Source organism: Psychrobacillus sp. OK032 (genome assembly GCF_900111345.1).
Classification (GTDB): Bacteria; Bacillota; Bacilli; order Bacillales_A; family Planococcaceae; genus Psychrobacillus.
Window position 1 is genome coordinate 177,285 of sequence record NZ_FOGY01000011.1, and the last position, 17,945, is coordinate 195,229.

At 37.0% G+C, this 17,945-nt stretch carries 17 protein-coding genes; 13 read left to right on the forward strand and 4 right to left on the reverse strand.

What is annotated here, in order from left to right:
• Positions 1-24 precede the first annotated feature (24 nt).
• A complete protein-coding gene (locus BMZ04_RS19540; RefSeq protein WP_093276205.1) occupies positions 25-1,005 on the reverse strand; it encodes a metal-dependent hydrolase in 981 nt (326 codons plus the stop codon).
• 125 nt (positions 1,006-1,130) lie between these two features.
• Between BMZ04_RS19540 and mutY the strand changes: the two genes are divergently transcribed.
• The 9 genes from mutY (at position 1,131) to BMZ04_RS19585 (ending at position 11,478) form a co-directional block, all read left to right on the forward strand.
• Positions 1,131-2,195 (forward strand): A/G-specific adenine glycosylase, encoded by a 1,065-nt coding sequence (gene mutY / locus BMZ04_RS19545; RefSeq protein WP_255368020.1) that lies wholly within the window; start codon positions 1,131-1,133, stop codon positions 2,193-2,195.
• A 128-nt stretch (positions 2,196-2,323) separates the two neighbouring features.
• On the forward strand, positions 2,324-2,542 hold the full coding sequence (locus tag BMZ04_RS19550; protein WP_093276333.1) for a gamma-type small acid-soluble spore protein: 219 nt from the start codon (positions 2,324-2,326) through the stop codon (positions 2,540-2,542).
• Between the two features lie 319 nt (positions 2,543-2,861).
• A complete protein-coding gene (locus BMZ04_RS19555; RefSeq protein ID WP_093276213.1) occupies positions 2,862-3,401 on the forward strand; it encodes a nucleoside tri-diphosphate phosphatase in 540 nt (179 codons plus the stop codon).
• A gap of 162 nt (positions 3,402-3,563) precedes the next feature.
• A complete protein-coding gene (locus tag BMZ04_RS19560; protein WP_093276217.1) occupies positions 3,564-5,312 on the forward strand; it encodes an ABC transporter ATP-binding protein in 1,749 nt (582 codons plus the stop codon).
• 241 nt (positions 5,313-5,553) lie between these two features.
• Positions 5,554-6,573, forward strand: coding sequence for an ABC transporter ATP-binding protein (locus BMZ04_RS19565; RefSeq protein ID WP_093276221.1), 1,020 nt, complete (start codon positions 5,554-5,556; stop codon positions 6,571-6,573).
• Positions 6,548-7,531: an ABC transporter ATP-binding protein gene (locus BMZ04_RS19570; protein WP_093276223.1), complete on the forward strand. Its 984-nt coding sequence runs from the start codon at positions 6,548-6,550 to the stop codon at positions 7,529-7,531. The genes BMZ04_RS19565 and BMZ04_RS19570 overlap by 26 nt, the downstream gene beginning before the upstream one ends.
• Positions 7,532-7,555: 24 nt before the next feature.
• Positions 7,556-9,202, forward strand: coding sequence for an ABC transporter substrate-binding protein (locus tag BMZ04_RS19575; protein ID WP_093276228.1), 1,647 nt, complete (start codon positions 7,556-7,558; stop codon positions 9,200-9,202).
• A gap of 359 nt (positions 9,203-9,561) precedes the next feature.
• Positions 9,562-10,566: an ABC transporter permease gene (locus BMZ04_RS19580; protein WP_093276234.1), complete on the forward strand. Its 1,005-nt coding sequence runs from the start codon at positions 9,562-9,564 to the stop codon at positions 10,564-10,566.
• A 24-nt stretch (positions 10,567-10,590) separates the two neighbouring features.
• Entirely contained in the window at positions 10,591-11,478 is an 888-nt protein-coding gene (locus tag BMZ04_RS19585; protein ID WP_093276337.1) for an ABC transporter permease, read from the forward strand.
• A gap of 175 nt (positions 11,479-11,653) precedes the next feature.
• Here BMZ04_RS19585 and BMZ04_RS19590 read toward each other — a convergent pair whose 3' ends face one another.
• Positions 11,654-12,736, reverse strand: a complete 1,083-nt coding sequence (locus tag BMZ04_RS19590) for an FUSC family protein (RefSeq protein WP_093276238.1) — start codon at positions 12,734-12,736, stop codon at positions 11,654-11,656.
• A 41-nt stretch (positions 12,737-12,777) separates the two neighbouring features.
• Entirely contained in the window at positions 12,778-14,067 is a 1,290-nt protein-coding gene (locus BMZ04_RS19595) for a glutamate-1-semialdehyde 2,1-aminomutase (RefSeq protein WP_093276243.1), read from the reverse strand.
• Between the two features lie 123 nt (positions 14,068-14,190).
• Here BMZ04_RS19595 and bcp point away from each other — a divergent pair, with 123 nt between their 5' ends.
• The 3 genes from bcp to perR all read left to right on the forward strand — a co-directional run bounded on the left by bcp (position 14,191) and on the right by perR (position 16,176).
• Positions 14,191-14,679, forward strand: coding sequence for a thioredoxin-dependent thiol peroxidase (gene bcp / locus BMZ04_RS19600; RefSeq protein ID WP_093276248.1), 489 nt, complete (start codon positions 14,191-14,193; stop codon positions 14,677-14,679).
• Complete coding sequence (locus BMZ04_RS19605; protein WP_093276255.1) at positions 14,676-15,620, forward strand: D-2-hydroxyacid dehydrogenase; 945 nt, start codon at positions 14,676-14,678, stop codon at positions 15,618-15,620. Before bcp ends, BMZ04_RS19605 begins: the two co-directional genes overlap by 4 nt.
• Before the next feature lie 112 nt (positions 15,621-15,732).
• A complete protein-coding gene (perR, locus tag BMZ04_RS19610) occupies positions 15,733-16,176 on the forward strand; it encodes a peroxide-responsive transcriptional repressor PerR (protein ID WP_143128327.1) in 444 nt (147 codons plus the stop codon).
• A gap of 75 nt (positions 16,177-16,251) precedes the next feature.
• On the opposite strand, the gene BMZ04_RS19615 is transcribed toward perR, so the two are convergent.
• Positions 16,252-16,596, reverse strand: coding sequence for a YgzB family protein (locus BMZ04_RS19615; protein WP_093276263.1), 345 nt, complete (start codon positions 16,594-16,596; stop codon positions 16,252-16,254).
• A gap of 132 nt (positions 16,597-16,728) precedes the next feature.
• Here BMZ04_RS19615 and BMZ04_RS19620 point away from each other — a divergent pair, with 132 nt between their 5' ends.
• Positions 16,729-17,595: a nucleotidyltransferase-like protein gene (locus BMZ04_RS19620; RefSeq protein WP_093276266.1), complete on the forward strand. Its 867-nt coding sequence runs from the start codon at positions 16,729-16,731 to the stop codon at positions 17,593-17,595.
• The last annotated feature ends 350 nt before the right edge of the window (positions 17,596-17,945 follow it).

The following is a 17,945-nucleotide window of genomic DNA, read 5'->3' on the forward strand; positions in this document are numbered from 1 at the left end:
GGCTAAGCAAGGCGCTTCCACATTTCAATTTGGCATGTAGTCGAGTTTTTTTCGAAGTTTATCTTCACTAAAGATCCAACCTGTATAAGAGTTTACAATTTCGAGCTCTTCATTTAAATGGGCTACTGCAACGAAAGGGTAGTAGTCATTACTTCTATACCGAAGATCGATTAATCGAACTTCATATAATTTCTCAAATTTCGTTATCTCCCATCTGAAAATTGGCGAGAACGATGTAAATGCACTTAGGTTTTTATCTTTTAGTGCAGCATTTACTAAGTCAGTTTCTGGTAACGGGACCTTTTCAAATTTATCATAAATCGAGATGGATCTACCGTAAGCTCTTCCAACATAATGATGCGTTTCTGAAATTGCTGCTACTCGCCATTGGAAAAACTTCATCGTAGGAGCGACAATAATTTCATCTGCATCGGGAATCGTATTCTTAACGGAATTTTTTACAGCACTTTGAACGGCAAATCGTAAAATGTAATATACGAATATAATCGCGTACATAATAAGAAACGTCGGAACTGGATTTGCACCAAACATCCAAAACAACAAACCGACCACGTGGATACCGAAAATAATCGGATCAAATGTATTGATTACGCCCAATGCAACCCATTTTCTTGAAAATGGTCGTAAAGCTTGTGTACCGTAGGCATTAAAAATATCCACAAACACATGTAAAAAAACAGCCAAAAACGTCCATAACCATAAATGCAATAAGTTTGCTTCTGGCATGATGAGCCATAGGACTCCCGAAATTAACAACGGCCATAATATGACCGCTGGAATAGAATGCGTTATGCCGCGGTGATGTCGAATATATACAGCATTATTACGCAATTTTAAAACAGTATCTATATCAGGTGCCTGAGATCCAATAATTGTACCTGCAATAACGGCAGTAGTAGTAAGCGTGCTACTTGCAACGACGGGATCCGCAAGTGCTAATCCACCAAGTGCAATACCCATAACAATATGTGTACCTGTATCCATGCTTCACCAGCTCCTTTTTGGATACCAAGTTATTCTCATCATAAAATAAAATTTAAAAAAAACAAAGTACTTACTATTCATATACCCCATTTTTCATGAAAATAATCGTTAGGAAGGACTTAACATTGAACGAATTATATAAAACACAAGTTAGAAATGCTTTAGTATCCTGGTTTTTAGAAGAAAAACGTGATTTACCTTGGAGGAAGACAAAAGATCCATATAAGATTTGGGTGTCCGAAGTGATGCTTCAACAAACAAAAGTAGATACGGTTATACCTTATTATGAAAGATTTATCGCAAAATATCCTTCCCTGGAATCACTTGCGTGTGCAAAAGAAGAAGAATTACTGAAGGAATGGGAAGGATTAGGCTATTATTCCCGCGCACGCAATTTACAAGCAGGTGTTAGAGAAGTAGTCGAATCATATGGAAGTACCGTTCCAAACACCCGAAAAGAAATTTCCACCTTAAAAGGAGTTGGACCATATACCGCTGGAGCAGTTCTTAGTATTGCGTACGGAGTTCCAGAGCATGCTGTAGACGGAAATGTCATGCGAGTTCTTTCGCGTCTATTATTGATAAAAGAAGATATAGCAAAACCTAAATCGAAAAAAATATTTGAAGAAGCAGTAATGGAGTTAATTGATGAGGACAATCCTTCTGCTTTCAATCAAGGTTTAATGGAACTTGGAGCGATCATATGTACACCGACAAAACCAAAATGTTTACTTTGTCCTGTGAGAGAATATTGCACGGCATTTTTTGAGGGGATGCAAGAACAGTTACCGATTAAAACCATTAATAAAAAAACGAAAGTACACAAAATGAAATCAGTTGTAGTTGAGGATGATCAAGGTCGAATTTTATTAGAAAAGCGACCATCAAAAGGATTACTAGCTAATATGTGGCAATTTCCAATGGTAGAGCTTCCTACTGCAGCGCATACTACTGAAGAAGTAATCGAACATGATTATGGAATAGAAATTTTAAAAGGGAAAGAATTAGTTGCATTCAAACATGTGTTTTCTCATCTAGTGTGGGAAATGGAAAGCTTTAATGGTAAATTGCTTGTGGAAAAAGAACTGCCATCAGCGTGCAAATGGTTCACTATAGAAGATATTGCCAAGCAACCAATGCCAGTACCGGTACTAAAAATATGGAATGCATGGAAAGAAAGGAATACATGATAGAAGGTTGAAGAAATACTTTACCATGCTCCAGCAAAAGTACACCAAGGAGATATTTATATTATTTTTTTAAAATGAATATAAATCCTAAAAGTGCACAAGATATTTTTGTACCGGAGGTGAAATCCATGGCAAAGAAAAACAACGCGTCTGAAACAAATGTTCAAGAAGTAAGAGAACAGAATCGTCAATCTCAAAGCGGTCAGTCTCAGAATAAATTCAAGACCCCTGAGTTTGCTTCTGAAACTGACGTTCAAGAAGTAAGAGAACAAAACAGTCAAGCAGAGATGAAAAAACAACAAGCTAGCGGTCAACAATCAGGTAGTACTTATAACCAAACAAAATAGTTGACATGGATTCACCCAAAAATCAGCGGAGGCATTTTGCCTCCGCTGATTTTTTTACTATAGTTTTTTAGGATGGATTGTTATAATGATTAAATAAGTATACAAAACTTAACTTAATTTAGCGTCCTCGCTGAATTAAATTAAAGCCTCCGGCGGATGTCACAGATTTTGTAAGGTGTTGATCGAGCAAGCTCATGCCTGCGTTGATGCAGGTCAGTTAGTTTTTATCGCAAGGATGCGACGCTCTGATGCTTTGATCTGGATACAAATACGCCAAGGCAAATTTGACTCACACGCTTGTCGAAAAGGTGGCTAAATGATGGCGATTCCAACAGAAGGAGAAATGATACAAATTCACAGCTACAAGCATAATGGTAGTATACACCGTGTCTGGCAGGAAACAATGGTACTAAAAGGCACCAAGAATATTGTGATAGGAGCAAATGAGCGAACGCTTGTCATTGAGGCGGATGGTCGAACTTGGGTTACACGAGAACCTTCAATTTGCTACTTCCATGCTGAGCATTGGTTTAACATTATTTGTATGTTGCGAGAAGATGGTGTATACTATTACATCAATATGAGTTCGCCTTTTGTTTATAATGATGGGCGTTTAAAGTATATTGATTACGATTTAGATGTAAAGGTTTTTCCAGACATGACCTATACAATTCTAGATGAAGATGAATACGCACAACATAAAAAAGAAATGGTGTACCCTGAAGAAATGGACGGTATTCTTGAACGAAATATTGAAAAACTCATTTCTTGGATAAAGCAAAGAAGGGGTCCGTTTGCTCCGGATTTTATCGAGGCATGGACAAATCGTTATCATTTTTATAAACAGCTAAATGAGTAGACGAAAAACCTGTTGAATACATACAACAGGTTTTTTAACTTCATTCAGCAAATGTTTTCTGCGACGAGCTCGCGCAGGGCAATAACTTCTGCGGAGCTGAACAAAAAGAAGCGGGAGCAATACGCCGAAGCGAATTTGATTTTTTAGAAAGGAAGTCATGACATGGGATCTTTAAAACGGTATATGCAATTTGTTAAACCTTATAACTTTCAAATATTTTTAACGATCGTTATTGGGGTTATCAAATTTGCAATACCATTATTTATACCAATTCTTATCAAAATTGTAATCGATGATATTATTGGTGCAGAAACACTAACAGTCGACGAGAAAATCCAACAATTGGTATATTGGTTAGGAGGGACTGCATTAATATTTTTAATCGTTCGTCCGCCGATTGAGTATTATAGACAATATTTAGCTCAGTTAGTGAGCAATAAAATACTATACGATATACGGCAGAAGCTTTATATTCATCTTCAAAAACTAGGTTTAAAATACTACTCCAACACGCGTGTTGGTGAAGTTATTTCCAGGGTAATAAATGATGTTGAGCAGACCAAAAACTTCGTAATCATTGGACTAATGAATGTATGGTTAGATTTAGCAACTATTTTAATTGCAATTGGCATTATGCTTACCATGAATGTGAAGTTAACACTCGTTACTTTAATTGCATTCCCATTTTATGCATTCAGTGTGAAATACTTTTTTGGAAGACTACGCGATTTAACGAGAAAACGTTCGCAAGCTTTAGCTGGTGTGCAAAGTTATCTACATGAACGTGTACAAGGTATGAGCATTATTAAAACATTTACATTAGAGAAGCACGAGCAGAAATTATTTAACGAAGCAAATGGTGAGTTTTTAGATAAAGCGGTTGACCAAACCATTTGGAATGCAAAGGCGTTTGCTGTAGTAAACACGATAACGGATATTGCACCTTTACTCGTTATTGCATATGCAGGGTACGAAGCAATTAATGGAAGATTATCAGTAGGAACGATGGCTGCATTTGTAGCTTATATCGAACGTTTATATAGTCCTCTCAGACGTTTAGTTAATTCCTCAACAACATTAACTCAGTCTTTCGCTTCTATGGATCGAGTCTTTGAATTAATGGATGAAAAATACGATATTGTCGATAAAAAAGGTGCTTCCACATTAGAGCATGTTACAGGTGAAGTTACTTTTTCCAGCGTTTCATTCAAATATGAAAAAGACGGAAATACAATATTGAATAATGTGGATTTCCATGTTAAAGCTGGTGAGACGGTAGCATTCGTTGGGATGAGTGGTGGTGGTAAATCTACCATTATTAGTTTAATACCAAGGTTTTATGATGTAACAGATGGAAGTGTGCGGGTTGATGGAAAAGATATTCGTGACGTTACGATAGAATCATTGAGAAAGCAAATCGGTATTGTGTTACAAGATAATATTTTATTTAGTGATTCAGTTAAATCGAATATATTAATGGGCAATCCTGATGCGACAGATGAGCAAGTGATAGAAGCGGCAAAAGCTGCGAATGCGCACGATTTCATCATGGAGTTACCAGAAGGGTATGAGACAAAAGTAGGGGAACGTGGCGTGAAGCTTTCAGGTGGTCAAAAACAACGTGTTGCTATAGCACGTGTATTTTTAAAAAATCCTACGATATTAGTTCTAGATGAAGCAACTTCGGCATTAGATTTAGAGAGTGAATCATTAATCCAAGATTCTTTGGAGCGTTTAGCATCGAATCGTACAACCATTATTGTTGCACACAGACTTTCCACGATTACGCATGCTGATAATATATTCGTTATTGAAAACGGTCAGGTAGTCGAAAATGGAAACCATGCAGAATTAATGAACCATAAAAATGTATATTATAATTTGTTTCAAATACAACAATTAGATAATTAAAATGAATATCAAGCGCCCTATAAGTCCTTTTTATGCTTATAGGGCGTTTTTTAGTATAGAAAAAAAGAATGGATATTTAAATGTATGAATAAAAATTCACATATATATGGAATTAGCATATGAAAATAGTTTCAAGTGTTTTTGAAAAAGTGTTGCATATAAGGTTAATATGTGTAAAATATTAATATATCTTATTAATTGATAGAAAATTATAAATTATTGAAAAGCAAAGGGGTGCATTATGGCAGTGCGTGAAATTATTTTAGAAGTGAAAGATCTCCAAACTTCCTTTTTCACAGATGATGGTATCATTCCGTCTGTGGACTATGTAGATTTTCACGTAAAAGAAGGGGAGATACTTGGAATAGTCGGAGAATCAGGCTGTGGTAAAAGTGTTACATCGCTTTCTATAATGGGCCTAGTTCCAAGTCCACCAGGGAAAATTACAAATGGTCAAATTCTATTTAAAGGGGAAGATTTAACAAAGTTCTCCGAGAAAGAAATGCGGAAGGTTCGTGGAAATGAAGTGGCGATGATTTTCCAAGAACCGATGACGTCATTAAATCCATTATTTACAATAGGAAACCAACTATTGGAAGCGATTACACTACATAAAAAAAAATGGAGTAAAAAACAAGCAAAGGCAAGAGCAATTGAAATGTTGAAACTTGTTGGTTTACCTAGGGCGGAGGAATTGATGAAGGACTATCCTCATCAGCTTTCAGGGGGAATGAGGCAACGAGTCATGATTGCGATGGCGCTCGTTTGTGATCCAAAGGTCCTTATTGCAGATGAGCCAACGACTGCACTAGATGTAACGATACAAGCCCAAATTTTGAAACTCATGCGAGAATTGAATGAAAGACTAAATACAGCGGTTATTCTAATTACTCATGATTTGGGAGTTGTAGCGGAAACTTGTGAGCGAGTAGTAGTTATGTACGCTGGAAAAGTAGTAGAAGAGGGTACAGTAGATACGATATTCCATAATCCACAACATCCTTATACGAAAGGGTTGATCGCTTCTGTACCTGATATGCGCTATAAAAAGCAGCGTTTATATTCCATACCTGGGAATGTACCGAAGCCTGGAACGATTCCAACTGGTTGTCGATTTGCAGCAAGGTGTGAATCGGTGTTTGGAAGATGTACAGAAGAAAATCCTCCGTTATATGAAACATCGGATAAGCATAAAACAAGATGCTTCTTATACGATCAGAAGGAGGTAGAAGTTAATGACAAAACCGCTGCTACAAGTTGAAGGATTAAAAAAGTATTTCCCTATACGTTCAGGAGTGTTAGCGAAAAAATCGGGTTATGTAAAAGCGGTAGATGATGTATCTTTCTATGTGAATGAAGGAGAGACACTGGGTATCGTCGGAGAATCCGGTTGCGGTAAATCTACTACTGGTAGAATGCTTATGAGATTACTAGAACCGACAGAAGGTAAGGTAACCTTTGACGGAAAAGAGCTAACGAGCATATCCAGTACGGAAATGAGAAAAGCAAGAAGAGAAATTCAAATGGTATTTCAAGACCCATATGCATCGCTAAATCCGAGACATACGGTTGAAAAAATATTAATGGAACCACTAATTGTTCATAAAATCGGAAATACAAAGAGTCGAAAAAAGAAAGTATATGACTTTCTAGAAATTGTTGGATTAAGTAGTTATCATGCAAAAAGATACCCACATCAATTTAGTGGTGGGCAAAGACAACGTATTGGGATTGCAAGGGCATTGATGACAAATCCGAAGCTAATCATTGCAGATGAACCAGTTTCTGCACTCGATGTTTCGATACAAGCCCAAGTGTTGAATCTAATGCAAGACTTACAAAAAGAATTAAAGCTAACGTATATATTTATTGCGCACGATTTAGGGGTGGTGCGTCATATAAGTGATCGAGTTGGCGTTATGTACTTAGGAAGAATGGCGGAGCTTGCTACAAGCGAATCTTTATATGCAGAGCCACTTCATCCCTATACGAAAGCGTTACTTTCAGCTGTTCCAGTTCCCGATCCGAAACATCAAAGGGAGCAGATAATACTAGAAGGAGACATTCCGAGTCCTTCAAATCCACCTACTGGCTGTACATTCCATACTAGATGTCCATTTAGGATGGAAGCTTGTACATCTGTGGTACCTAAGTTAGAAGAAGTGAAACCAGGTCATTTTGTTGCCTGCCATTTATATAATGAGCAAATGCAGCATTGATAATATATTTTCGGAGGGGTTAATTTGGGGAAAAAGAGAATTTGGTCATTCTTGCTTCTGATGTTAGTGGCGCTTAGTGTAGTTCTTGCTGCATGTGCTTCTGAAGAAGCATCGGAAGGCAACACAGAAAAAGAAAATGAAGGAGCAACGCAAGGGGATACTGGTTCTACAACTACAGCTGAAGAAAAATTGCTTATTTTTGGTCGCGGTGGGGATTCCGTATCACTAGACCCAGCAGCGGTAACAGATGGAGAGTCATTCAAGGTAACACAAAATGTATTTGAAACACTTTTAAACTTTGGAAAACAAGATACTACGATAAATGAGGGATTAGCAACAAAATGGGAGGCTTCTGAAGATGGACTTACGTATACTTTTACACTACGCGAAGGAGTTAAATTCCATGATGATACGGACTTTAACGCCGAAGCTGTAGTGAAAAACTTTGAACGTTGGGCAAATGGTTCAGAGGATAAATTCCCATACTACGCTTCCATGTTCGGTGGATTTGTAGGAGATGAAAGTCATGTAATAGAATCTGTAACTGCAGATGGAGATTATACAGTTGTATTCAAATTAAAACGTGCACAGGCACCTTTCTTAAAAAATATTGCAATGAGCCCATTTGGAATTGCAAGCCCAACTGCATTTGATGCATCAGGTGAAAAATTTGGAGATAATCCAGTTGGTACTGGTCCATTTAAGTTTGTAGGATGGAAGCGTAATGATTCTATTACTATTGAGAAATTTGACGATTACTGGGCTGAAGGTCTTCCAAAGCTTGATAAAGTTATTTTCCGTTCTTATCCTGATAATTCAGCTCGTTTAAACGCGCTACTAACTGGAGAAATTGACTTAGCGGATGGTGTAAATCCAGCTGACGGTAAAACAGTTGAAGGCGATTCAAATTTACAATTAATTGAACGTCCATCTATGAACGTAGGATATCTTGGATTAACAACTACACGTCCTCCGTTTGATAATGTAAAAGTACGTCAAGCAATGAACTATGCAATCGATAAACAATCAATAATTGATGCATTCTTCGAGGGACGCGCAGAAATGGCGAAAAATCCAATGCCACCTTCTATTAGTGGATACAATGAAGACATTCCAGGATATGAATACAATCCAGAAAAAGCAAAAGAACTTTTAGCAGAAGCAGGACTTGCAGATGGCTTTGAAATGGAACTCTGGGCAATGCCTGTTCCAAGACCATATATGCCAGATGGAGCAAAAGTTGCAGAAGTTATTCAAAAGAACTTAGAAGAAGTTGGTATTAAAGCAGAAATCGTATCTTTCGAGTGGGCAACATATTTAGAGAAAGCTCGAAATGGGGAAGCAGATGCTTTCATGCTAGGCTGGACAGGTGATAATGGAGATGCAGACAACTTCATCTATGTATTACTTGATGGCGATAACATTGGAAGTAATAACTACACATATTATGACAACCAAGACTTACACAAAATCTTAATTCAGGCACAAACAGAAGTAGATGAAGATATACGTAATGAGTTGTATAAGCAAGCGCAAGAAATTATCTTTGAAGATGCACCTTGGGTACCACTTGCTCACTCAACTCCATTACTTGCAGGTAGAGCGGATATTGTAGATTTCTTCCCTCATCCTACTGGATCTGACAAATTAACGAACGTCGACTTTAAGTAATTAACTTCATTCAGCAAATGTTTTTTTGCGACGAGCTTGCGTAGGAGCAGAGGTCTTCACTTCTATAAGTGATGAGAAGAAAGCAAAGTAAGCATACAATTCATTGGGGGTCTACCAATCCTTGCTGAATAAAGTTAAAGCTTCCGGCGGATGCCACAGATTTTTTAGAGGAATTTATCGAGCGAGCTCAGGCCTGCGTGATGTAGGTCAGATAGCCGTTGTCGTAAGGATGCGACGTTCTTAGGCTAACTTCCTTACTTGATCTAGGCACAAATACGCCAAGGCGAATTTGATCGTGAAGGGGAGGGGTCTTCGTGATTTCTCCCTTTTCTTCATTTAATAAAAGAGGGGTGAAGAAGATGCTTCACTATATCGGAAAGAGACTTTTACAACTAATTCCTGTCTTACTAGGTATGACATTTGTTGTATTTATGATTATTCGAGCAATTCCGGGTGATCCAGCACAAGTTATTTTAGGACAATTAGCATCAAAGGAAGCAATTGAAGCACTACGCTTTAAATTAGGATTAGATAATCCTTGGTATGTACAATACTTCGATTATTTGGCAGCACTTTTAAAAGGAGATTTAGGGGAATCGATGCGTACAGTGCAGCCGGTTTCAGAAGAAATTTGGCCTTATTTAGCAGCTACTTTTGAACTTGCTTTGTTTGCTATTATTATTGCTGTCATTATTGGGGTAAATGCAGGTATTATTTCTGCTTGGTTCCAAAACTCATGGTTCGATTACTTTGCAATGATTATTGCATTAATTGGCGTTTCGATGCCTATTTTTTGGTTAGGTTTAATGGAACAATGGTTTTTCGGGATCGAACTTCAATGGTTCCCTACTTCCGGTAGAGAAGAAGTGAGAAATCCCGTTTCCGCGGTGACGAACTTATATGTATTGGACACGATATTGAATGGGCGTTTTGATCAGTTAGCGCAAGTACTTAAACATCTAGTATTACCCGGTATTGCACTTGCGACGATTCCAATGGCGATCATTGCCCGTATGACGAGATCAAGTATGCTAGAAGTAATGCGTGCTGATTATGTTCGTACTGCAAGAGCAAAAGGGCAAAAAATGTTTTGGGTTGTTTACAAACATGCTTTAAAAAATGCGATTATTCCAGTTTTAACTGTTATCGGACTTCAAACAGGAATGTTACTCGGAGGGGCAATATTAACGGAAACTATATTTAGTTGGCCAGGAATAGGTAGATATATTTATGAAGCAATTCAGTTCCGTGATTATCCGGTCATCCAATCAGGTATTCTCATTGTTGCATTTATTTTTGTCATGATTAACTTAATAGTAGATATTTTATATGGTTTGATAGATCCGAGGATTAAATACGACTAAAAGGAGGAAATGAATATGACGCAAATGGTTCCGAACTCGACTAATGAAATAATGGTTAAAACAAATACGTCGACGGGTCCTTGGCTAGATGCATGGCGAAGCTTTCGTAAAAATAAAGTAGCGCTTGTTGGAGCAGGGATTGTTCTTTTTTTCCTCCTTTTAGCGATATTAGGCCCTTTAATAGCTCCACAGGGGATCAATGATCAGTCTTTAAAAGACCGATTGCTTCCACCATCAAGTCAGTTTTGGTTTGGAACGGATGATTTTGGCAGAGATATTTTTTCGCGAATTATACATGGTGCTCGAATATCTTTATGGGTTGGATTTTCTTCGGTGATTGGATCCGTTGTAGTAGGAAGTGTTTTGGGAATAGTTGCTGGTTATTATGGGAAGTGGATTGATACAATAATATCGCGAATATTTGATATTATGCTAGCATTCCCGAGTATTTTACTTGCGATTGCAGTTGTTTCTGTATTAGGTCCATCTTTACAAAACGCTCTAATTGCCATTGCTATAATAAATGTTCCTAACTTTGGACGACTCATTCGTTCTAAAGTGTTGAGTATTAAAGAAGAGGAATACATAACATCGGCAAAAGCGATTGGGATGAAAGATTTTCGCATTTTATTTTCTCATATTCTCCCGAACTCGATGGCACCTGTAATAGTCGCAGGAACGCTTGCAGTTGCTTCTGCTATTATTGAAGCGGCAGCTTTAGGATTTCTTGGTTTAGGAGCTCAAGCACCAGCGCCTGAATGGGGGAAAATGCTTGCAGATGCGCGCGTCGTTTTGCGTAACGCACCGTGGGCGATGATTTTCCCGGGGATTGCGATTATGTTGACTGTGTTAGGATTTAACTTAATGGGCGATGGGTTGAGAGATGCTCTAGATCCACGTATGAAAAATTAAAAATGTGTCACTTTTGCGTGCGATGGACATAGGATTACAGAAAAAAAGAGACGGGAAGTGGCTTGCCACATCTCGTCTCTTTAAAGTTAAGTGGTAATAATATAGCTGAAGTGCAGTCCAAAGTACGCTAGAAGCAATAAAGATATGATGCACTTAATCGGCTATTGCACATTGCTTAGTATGGCGTTTCTTCTATATCTACAGTTAGTTCTTCACTATGAAAATTTAAATAGGATGTGATTAGTGTATCCACATGCTCCAGTTGTTCTTCGTATTTTAATATGGAAGATAATAAATGTAATAAATGATACGTCGAAAATTCTTCTTCAATTCGAGTTAAAGCAATCTGTTGGACAAAAATGTCCATCACTTCTTGCCTTTGAATGAAAGCCTCAGAACTCTGCGATTCGATATGTTCCGGTTTTAACTTTCCGGTGAATTTCAAATGTAGTTGTTCATGATAAGCTAAAAGTGCATCTAATCGTTCTTTAATCATCATTCGGAAATGTTCCGGAAGGTCCAAAAGCTCATTTTCATGGAGATGAAGTCTTTTCAATACATCTAAGCTTTTATAAGACGTGGAAATTAGTTCCCGATATACAACTAATTTTCTACCCTTAGTATAAATTGCTTTCTTTGTATAACCTCGTTCTTCTTTGAAAAATGAATATAGTTGATCGACACGGCTTAGACGTTCTTTTAGTTGATTGATCGCTTGTTTTGTAGAGCTATGCTCTGATGCACTGCGTACCGCAATTCGAGTCCAACGAATAATCTCGTCTTGTGTATAATGTATCGAATTAAATAGTTTAGATTCAAATTTAGGTGGTAGAAATATTAGATTCACTATAAATGCAGAAATGACGCCTAATAAAACAGTTGAAAATCGTATTAAAGCATACGTGAAAAAGTTATCACTTTGGATTTCCATAATGGCAATAACAGTGACAAGTGCCAAAGAAATTGTTTTTTCTAGCTTTAATTTTAACATAAGCATGATTGCAATAATTGCAGCAAATCCAACGGCTATAAAGTGATTCCCAAACATAAGTGCGAAAACAACCGCGATTGCTGCTCCAATTATATTAGATTGCACTTGCTCTATTACAGTCAAATAGGATCTATATATAGAAGGTTGAATAGCAAAAATCGCAGCTATTCCTGCAAAAACAGGATTAGGAAGCTGGAGTAAATCCGCTAAGAATAAAGAGAAAACGATGGCTACTCCAGTTTTAAAAACGCGAGCTCCTAATTTCATTGAATCCTATCCTTTCATTTCATGCAAGTTTGAAGTGTTGACTACTTTAACTGGGCGAATGCATGATGAACCGCAGTAATTGTTTCTTTAATATCCTCTTCTGTATGCGCAATTGTAATAAACCAAGCTTCATATTTAGAAGGGGCTAAATTAATCCCTTGTGCTAGCATTAGCTTGAAAAACTTAGCAAATAATTCTCCATCACTTGCTTCCGCTTGCTCGTAATTTTCTACTTTTACATCGGTAAAATAAACAGATAGTGCACCTTTTATCCGATTTACGGTAATCGTAATATCATTTTTCTTCGCTGCATCTATGATGCCAGCTTCTAACATTGCTCCAAGTCTGTCTAACTCTTCATACAATCCCGGTGTTTGCAATACTTCTAGACAAGCAATCCCTGCTTGCATAGACGCTGGGTTACCAGCCATTGTTCCCGCTTGGTAGGCAGGACCTAATGGAGCGACTTGTTCCATAATTTCTTTTTTACCACCATAAGCTCCGATTGGAAGACCTCCACCAATAATTTTTCCAAGAGCAGTTAAGTCAGGTGTTTCATTTAACATTGTAGACGCAGCACCGTAGTGGAAACGGAATGCAGTGATTACTTCATCATAGATTATGAGTGCCCCTTTGTCTTTTGCTATTTTATGAACAAGTGGTAAGAAACCTTCATTTGGTTCTACCATACCAAAATTACCTACGATAGGTTCTACTAAAATACAAGCGAGTTCTTCTCCCCATTTTTCCATTGCTTCTTCATATGCTTTTGGATCATTGAAAGGAATCGTAATAACCTCTTTTGCAATAGACTGTGGAACACCAGCAGAATCGGGTGTTCCAAGTGTAGCGGGACCTGACCCGGCAGCTACTAATACTAAATCAGAATGCCCGTGATAACATCCCGCAAATTTCATTACTTTTGTTCTTCCCGTATAGGCACGTGCGACACGTATAGTTGTCATGACTGCTTCTGTACCTGAGTTCACAAAACGTACTTTATCCATAGAAGGGATTGCATCTTTTAACATTTTAGCAAAAGTCACTTCATGCTTTGTAGGTGTACCGTATAATAGTCCTGTTTGTGCAGCTTTTGTGATAGCCTCCGTAATATGGGGATGTGCGTGCCCAGTAATAATTGGCCCGTATGCAGCTAAGTAATCAATGTATTTATTTCCATCTACATCGTAAAAGTAAGCCCCTTCTGCTCGTTCCATTACGATTGGTGCTCCTCCACCAACTGCTTTATACGATCTAGATGGACTATTTACTCCGCCTACGATATGTTCGAGTGCTTCTATTTGTATTTGTTCTGATGTAGTTTGTTTCACTGTTTATAACCTCCGACATTTTAGTATTCTTCTATTGTAGACAATTATAGTGAAAAACGCTAAAGAAATTGAATCTCATCCAGTAATTCGATACGATAGAAGTAAATATAAGGAGGGAATATAATGACAATACTCGAAGGAATGATTGCACCAAAGTTTTCATTGAAAAATGAACAAGGAGAAATTGTATCTTTAGATGACTTTGCGGGAAAGAAGTATGTTATTTTGTATTTTTATCCAAAAGACTCAACACCGGGCTGCACAACAGAAGCGTGTGAATTTAGGGATGCCCATGAGAAATTTACAGAATTGAATGCTGTTATTTTAGGTGTCAGTCCAGATGATGAAAAAGCACATACGAAATTTATCGCAAAACATGGTCTTCCGTTCTCATTGTTAATCGATGATACACATGAAGTATCCGAAGCATATGGGGTGTGGAAGTTGAAAAAGATGTTTGGAAATGAATTTATGGGAATTGAACGCTCTACATTTTTAATCGATCCGACTGGCACTATAGTGAAAGAATGGCGTAAAGTGAAAGTGGATGGACATGTAGAAGAGGCATTAGAAACATTAAAAAGTTTAGCTTCTAATGGTGAGCAACTGTGAAAATATTATTTTCCTTTTATCCGAAACAAGATCAACAAACTAGTTTAGTAGAAAAGTTCCCACAAGCAGACTTCATTTTTCGAAAAACATTGGATGAGGAAGCGTTAAAAACTGCTGAAATACTTGTGACGTATGGAGAAGATCTTAGTGCATCGCATTTAGAAACTGCAGTTCAACTAAAGTGGATAATGGTTGCTTCTGCAGGACTTGAAAAAATGCCATTAGATGAAATTGCTAATCGAAAAATTTTGTTAACGAATGTACGAGGGATTCATAAAACTCCGATGGCAGAGTCTATTCTTGCACATATACTTTCCATTAAAAAATCACTTCCAGCAATGGCTGAAAATCAGCGAAAAGGGGAGTGGATACGAAAATTGCACTCATCGGAGCTTTTTGATTCTACTGCATTAATATTAGGTGCTGGTGCAATTGGTTGCGAGGTCGGTAGAATTCTACAAGCTTTTGGCGTACGTACCATTGGTTGTAATCGAAGCGGCAGAACAGCACCTTCAATGGATACAATAGTTTCTTTTAGTCAACTAAAAGAAATATTGCCAGATGCGGACATTGTCATATCGATTTTACCTAGTACGGAGGAAACAAAACACTTGCTTACATACGAGCATTTTCAGTGTATGAAACGATCTGCCATCTTTATGAATTTCGGTAGAGGAGACGTTATAAAAGAAGAAGAATTACTCCGAGCACTAAAAGAAGAGAGTATAGCATACGCTGTATTAGACGTATTTGAAAAAGAACCACTCCGGGAAGAGCATCCATTTTGGAAGATGAACAATGTCATTGTATCCCCACATGTTTCCAGTCATTCTTCGCAATATGTTGTAAGAGCACTAGAGATTTTTTCTAGAAATTTGACTGAATGGTTGAATGAAAGTAATCAGTTAGACAATGTGATTGATCTAAAAAGAGGTTACTAAAAAGAATATTCATTCCTCTAATGTATTATAATTTGACAGCTCCTGTATTTCTTCATTATACTTATTATAACGATTACAAATTGATAATGAATATGAAGAGAGGTGCATTGCGATGACGGAAGTACATTTAAGAGATGCTTTAGATACATTAAAATCAACTGGTGTACGAATTACACCTCAACGCCATGCGATATTGGAATTTATTATCCAATCTATGTCTCATCCCACTGCGGACGATATATATAAAGCACTTGAACGTAAATTTCCAAGCATGAGTGTTGCAACTGTTTATAATAACCTGCGTGTTTTTAGAGAAGCGGGATTAGTTAAAGAGCTAACTTACGGCGATTCTTCTAGTAGATTCGATTTTATCACGAACGATCACTACCATATGATTTGTAATACATGTGGTAAAATTGTTGATTTCCATTACCCGGGTCTCGATGAAGTCGAGCATTTAGCTTCCCATTTAACCGGGTTTGATGTGAGTTCGCATCGGATGGAGATATACGGAACATGCCCTGATTGTAAAGAGCATGCAACCAAAGTGCAATAAAAAAACGAGCGTATCGACTACGCTCGTTTTTTATTGCAATTAAATACTAGGTTAATATAAACTCAATCTGTTCAATTATTTCTTTCTATTTAGTGCTTGATCGAATTCTTGTCCTTCAAGACTAGGGTCAAGTGTAAGTGGTTCTTTGCAGTACATGCACATATCCACTCTTCCTAAAACCTTTGTATGCTTACCGCAGTTAGGACATACGACTTGAACCGCTCGAGTAGATAATAAACCAATCCAACCGTATACAGCTGTACTTCCTACTATAGATAGTAATCCAAGTGTCATGAAAATCGTTACTAAAATTGCATTTTCTCTAAAGAAAATAGCGCCATACATTATGATAAATCCAAAGAATATGAGTCCCAGTGCAAAGGAGCGTATTCGATTTATTTTGTTTTTATAAGGTTTCATTTTTCAGCCTCCTAAATTCTAAATCCACTATATCATATTTTAGGAGTAAGTAATGTTTTGAAGTAAGCTAAGAAGGAAATTTAAACTAATTGTCGAAAAGCTATAATAGAAGGAAACAAAGGAGGCTCCATTTTGGAAGCGTTATTGAGACCGATTTATCAAGAAAGAGCAAGTGATCCAAATACGATAGGTATCATTTCGATAGAAAAGCGTGAGGAAGTTAGCCCTATTACCGATACTTTTGATTCTATTTTATTGATAGTAACATTAGAAGCAGAACAACCAATTTTTACAAAGCATTATTCGTATGATGAAAAGAAGGCAGCAATGCATATTATGACCGAAAAACAACTAAGAAAGTGGTTACTTGTAGGAACAAACCCTAAATTAGTTGACTGGATCATTAATGGACGAGTTGTTTTCGATCGTAATGAATATGTAGAAACATTGAAAAAAGAGTTATATGATTTTCCGATAAATAGCCGAAAGGTGAGAATGGGGATTGAATTCGCAAAGCTTAGTAGAAGGTATATGGAAGGTAAAGTATTCTTTGAACAGTTAAATTACCTGGATGCATATAACCATATAGTAGATTCATTACATCATTTAGCACGTCTAGCTGTATTTGAAAATGGGATGCATCCAGAGGTAATGGTATGGAAACAAGTCAAACAACTAGATCCTGCTATATATAAATTATACGATGAACTTATTTCAAGTAAGGAATCGTTAGAGAAAAGATTAGAACTTCTATTTTTAGCTAGTGAGTTTTTGATTCATTCAAGAACAAAAGATGGTGCTCAACATATATTAGAAGTTTTGTCATCTAAAGAATTTTGGACTATCCAAGAGATCCATGAACAAGAAGAACTGAAAAAGTATTCAGTGGACCTCGAAGTTTTTATCGAGTTTTTAGTAGATAAGGGTTTTATTCTAATTGAAAAACAGTCTACTAAAAGCAATGAAATCATGCATAGATACTACAAAGTAACGTGTTGATAAGCACACAATAAAAACGAACAATTAAATTGTTCGTTTTTATTGTTGACAATATTAATCTTTTTGATGTATTATAATAAGCGTCGTCAAAAACGAAACAACAAACATACGACAAAAAAAGTTTTTTAAAAAACTTCTTGACTCTGTAAAAAGAAAGTGATAAAGTAGAGAAGTCGCAAAAAACGAAACGACAAAATGAACATTGAAAACTGAACATGCAAAACGTTAAGACATATAGCTTGAAAGACTAACCAAGTTAGTCCGATAGCAAAACAATTTTGACATCATTTAATGATGGTGCCAGCAAAACAAAATGAGCTTTTTAAGTTCTCTATTATGGAGAGTTTGAT

Excerpts from the sequence above, each read along its gene's own strand:
- BMZ04_RS19540 (WP_093276205.1), bottom strand. The coding sequence starts at position 1,005 with ATGGATACAGGTACACATATTGTTATGGGTATTGCACTTGGTGGATTA.
- BMZ04_RS19550 (WP_093276333.1), top strand. The coding sequence starts at position 2,324 with ATGGCAAAGAAAAACAACGCGTCTGAAACAAATGTTCAAGAAGTAAGA.
- BMZ04_RS19555 (WP_093276213.1), top strand. The coding sequence starts at position 2,862 with ATGGCGATTCCAACAGAAGGAGAAATGATACAAATTCACAGCTACAAG.
- BMZ04_RS19560 (WP_093276217.1), top strand. The coding sequence starts at position 3,564 with ATGGGATCTTTAAAACGGTATATGCAATTTGTTAAACCTTATAACTTT.
- BMZ04_RS19565 (WP_093276221.1), top strand. The coding sequence starts at position 5,554 with ATGGCAGTGCGTGAAATTATTTTAGAAGTGAAAGATCTCCAAACTTCC.
- BMZ04_RS19570 (WP_093276223.1), top strand. The coding sequence starts at position 6,548 with ATGACAAAACCGCTGCTACAAGTTGAAGGATTAAAAAAGTATTTCCCT.
- BMZ04_RS19580 (WP_093276234.1), top strand. The coding sequence starts at position 9,562 with ATGCTTCACTATATCGGAAAGAGACTTTTACAACTAATTCCTGTCTTA.
- BMZ04_RS19585 (WP_093276337.1), top strand. The coding sequence starts at position 10,591 with ATGGTTCCGAACTCGACTAATGAAATAATGGTTAAAACAAATACGTCG.
- BMZ04_RS19590 (WP_093276238.1), bottom strand. The coding sequence starts at position 12,736 with ATGAAATTAGGAGCTCGCGTTTTTAAAACTGGAGTAGCCATCGTTTTC.
- bcp (WP_093276248.1), top strand. The coding sequence starts at position 14,191 with ATGACAATACTCGAAGGAATGATTGCACCAAAGTTTTCATTGAAAAAT.
- perR (WP_143128327.1), top strand. The coding sequence starts at position 15,733 with ATGACGGAAGTACATTTAAGAGATGCTTTAGATACATTAAAATCAACT.
- BMZ04_RS19615 (WP_093276263.1), bottom strand. The coding sequence starts at position 16,596 with ATGAAACCTTATAAAAACAAAATAAATCGAATACGCTCCTTTGCACTG.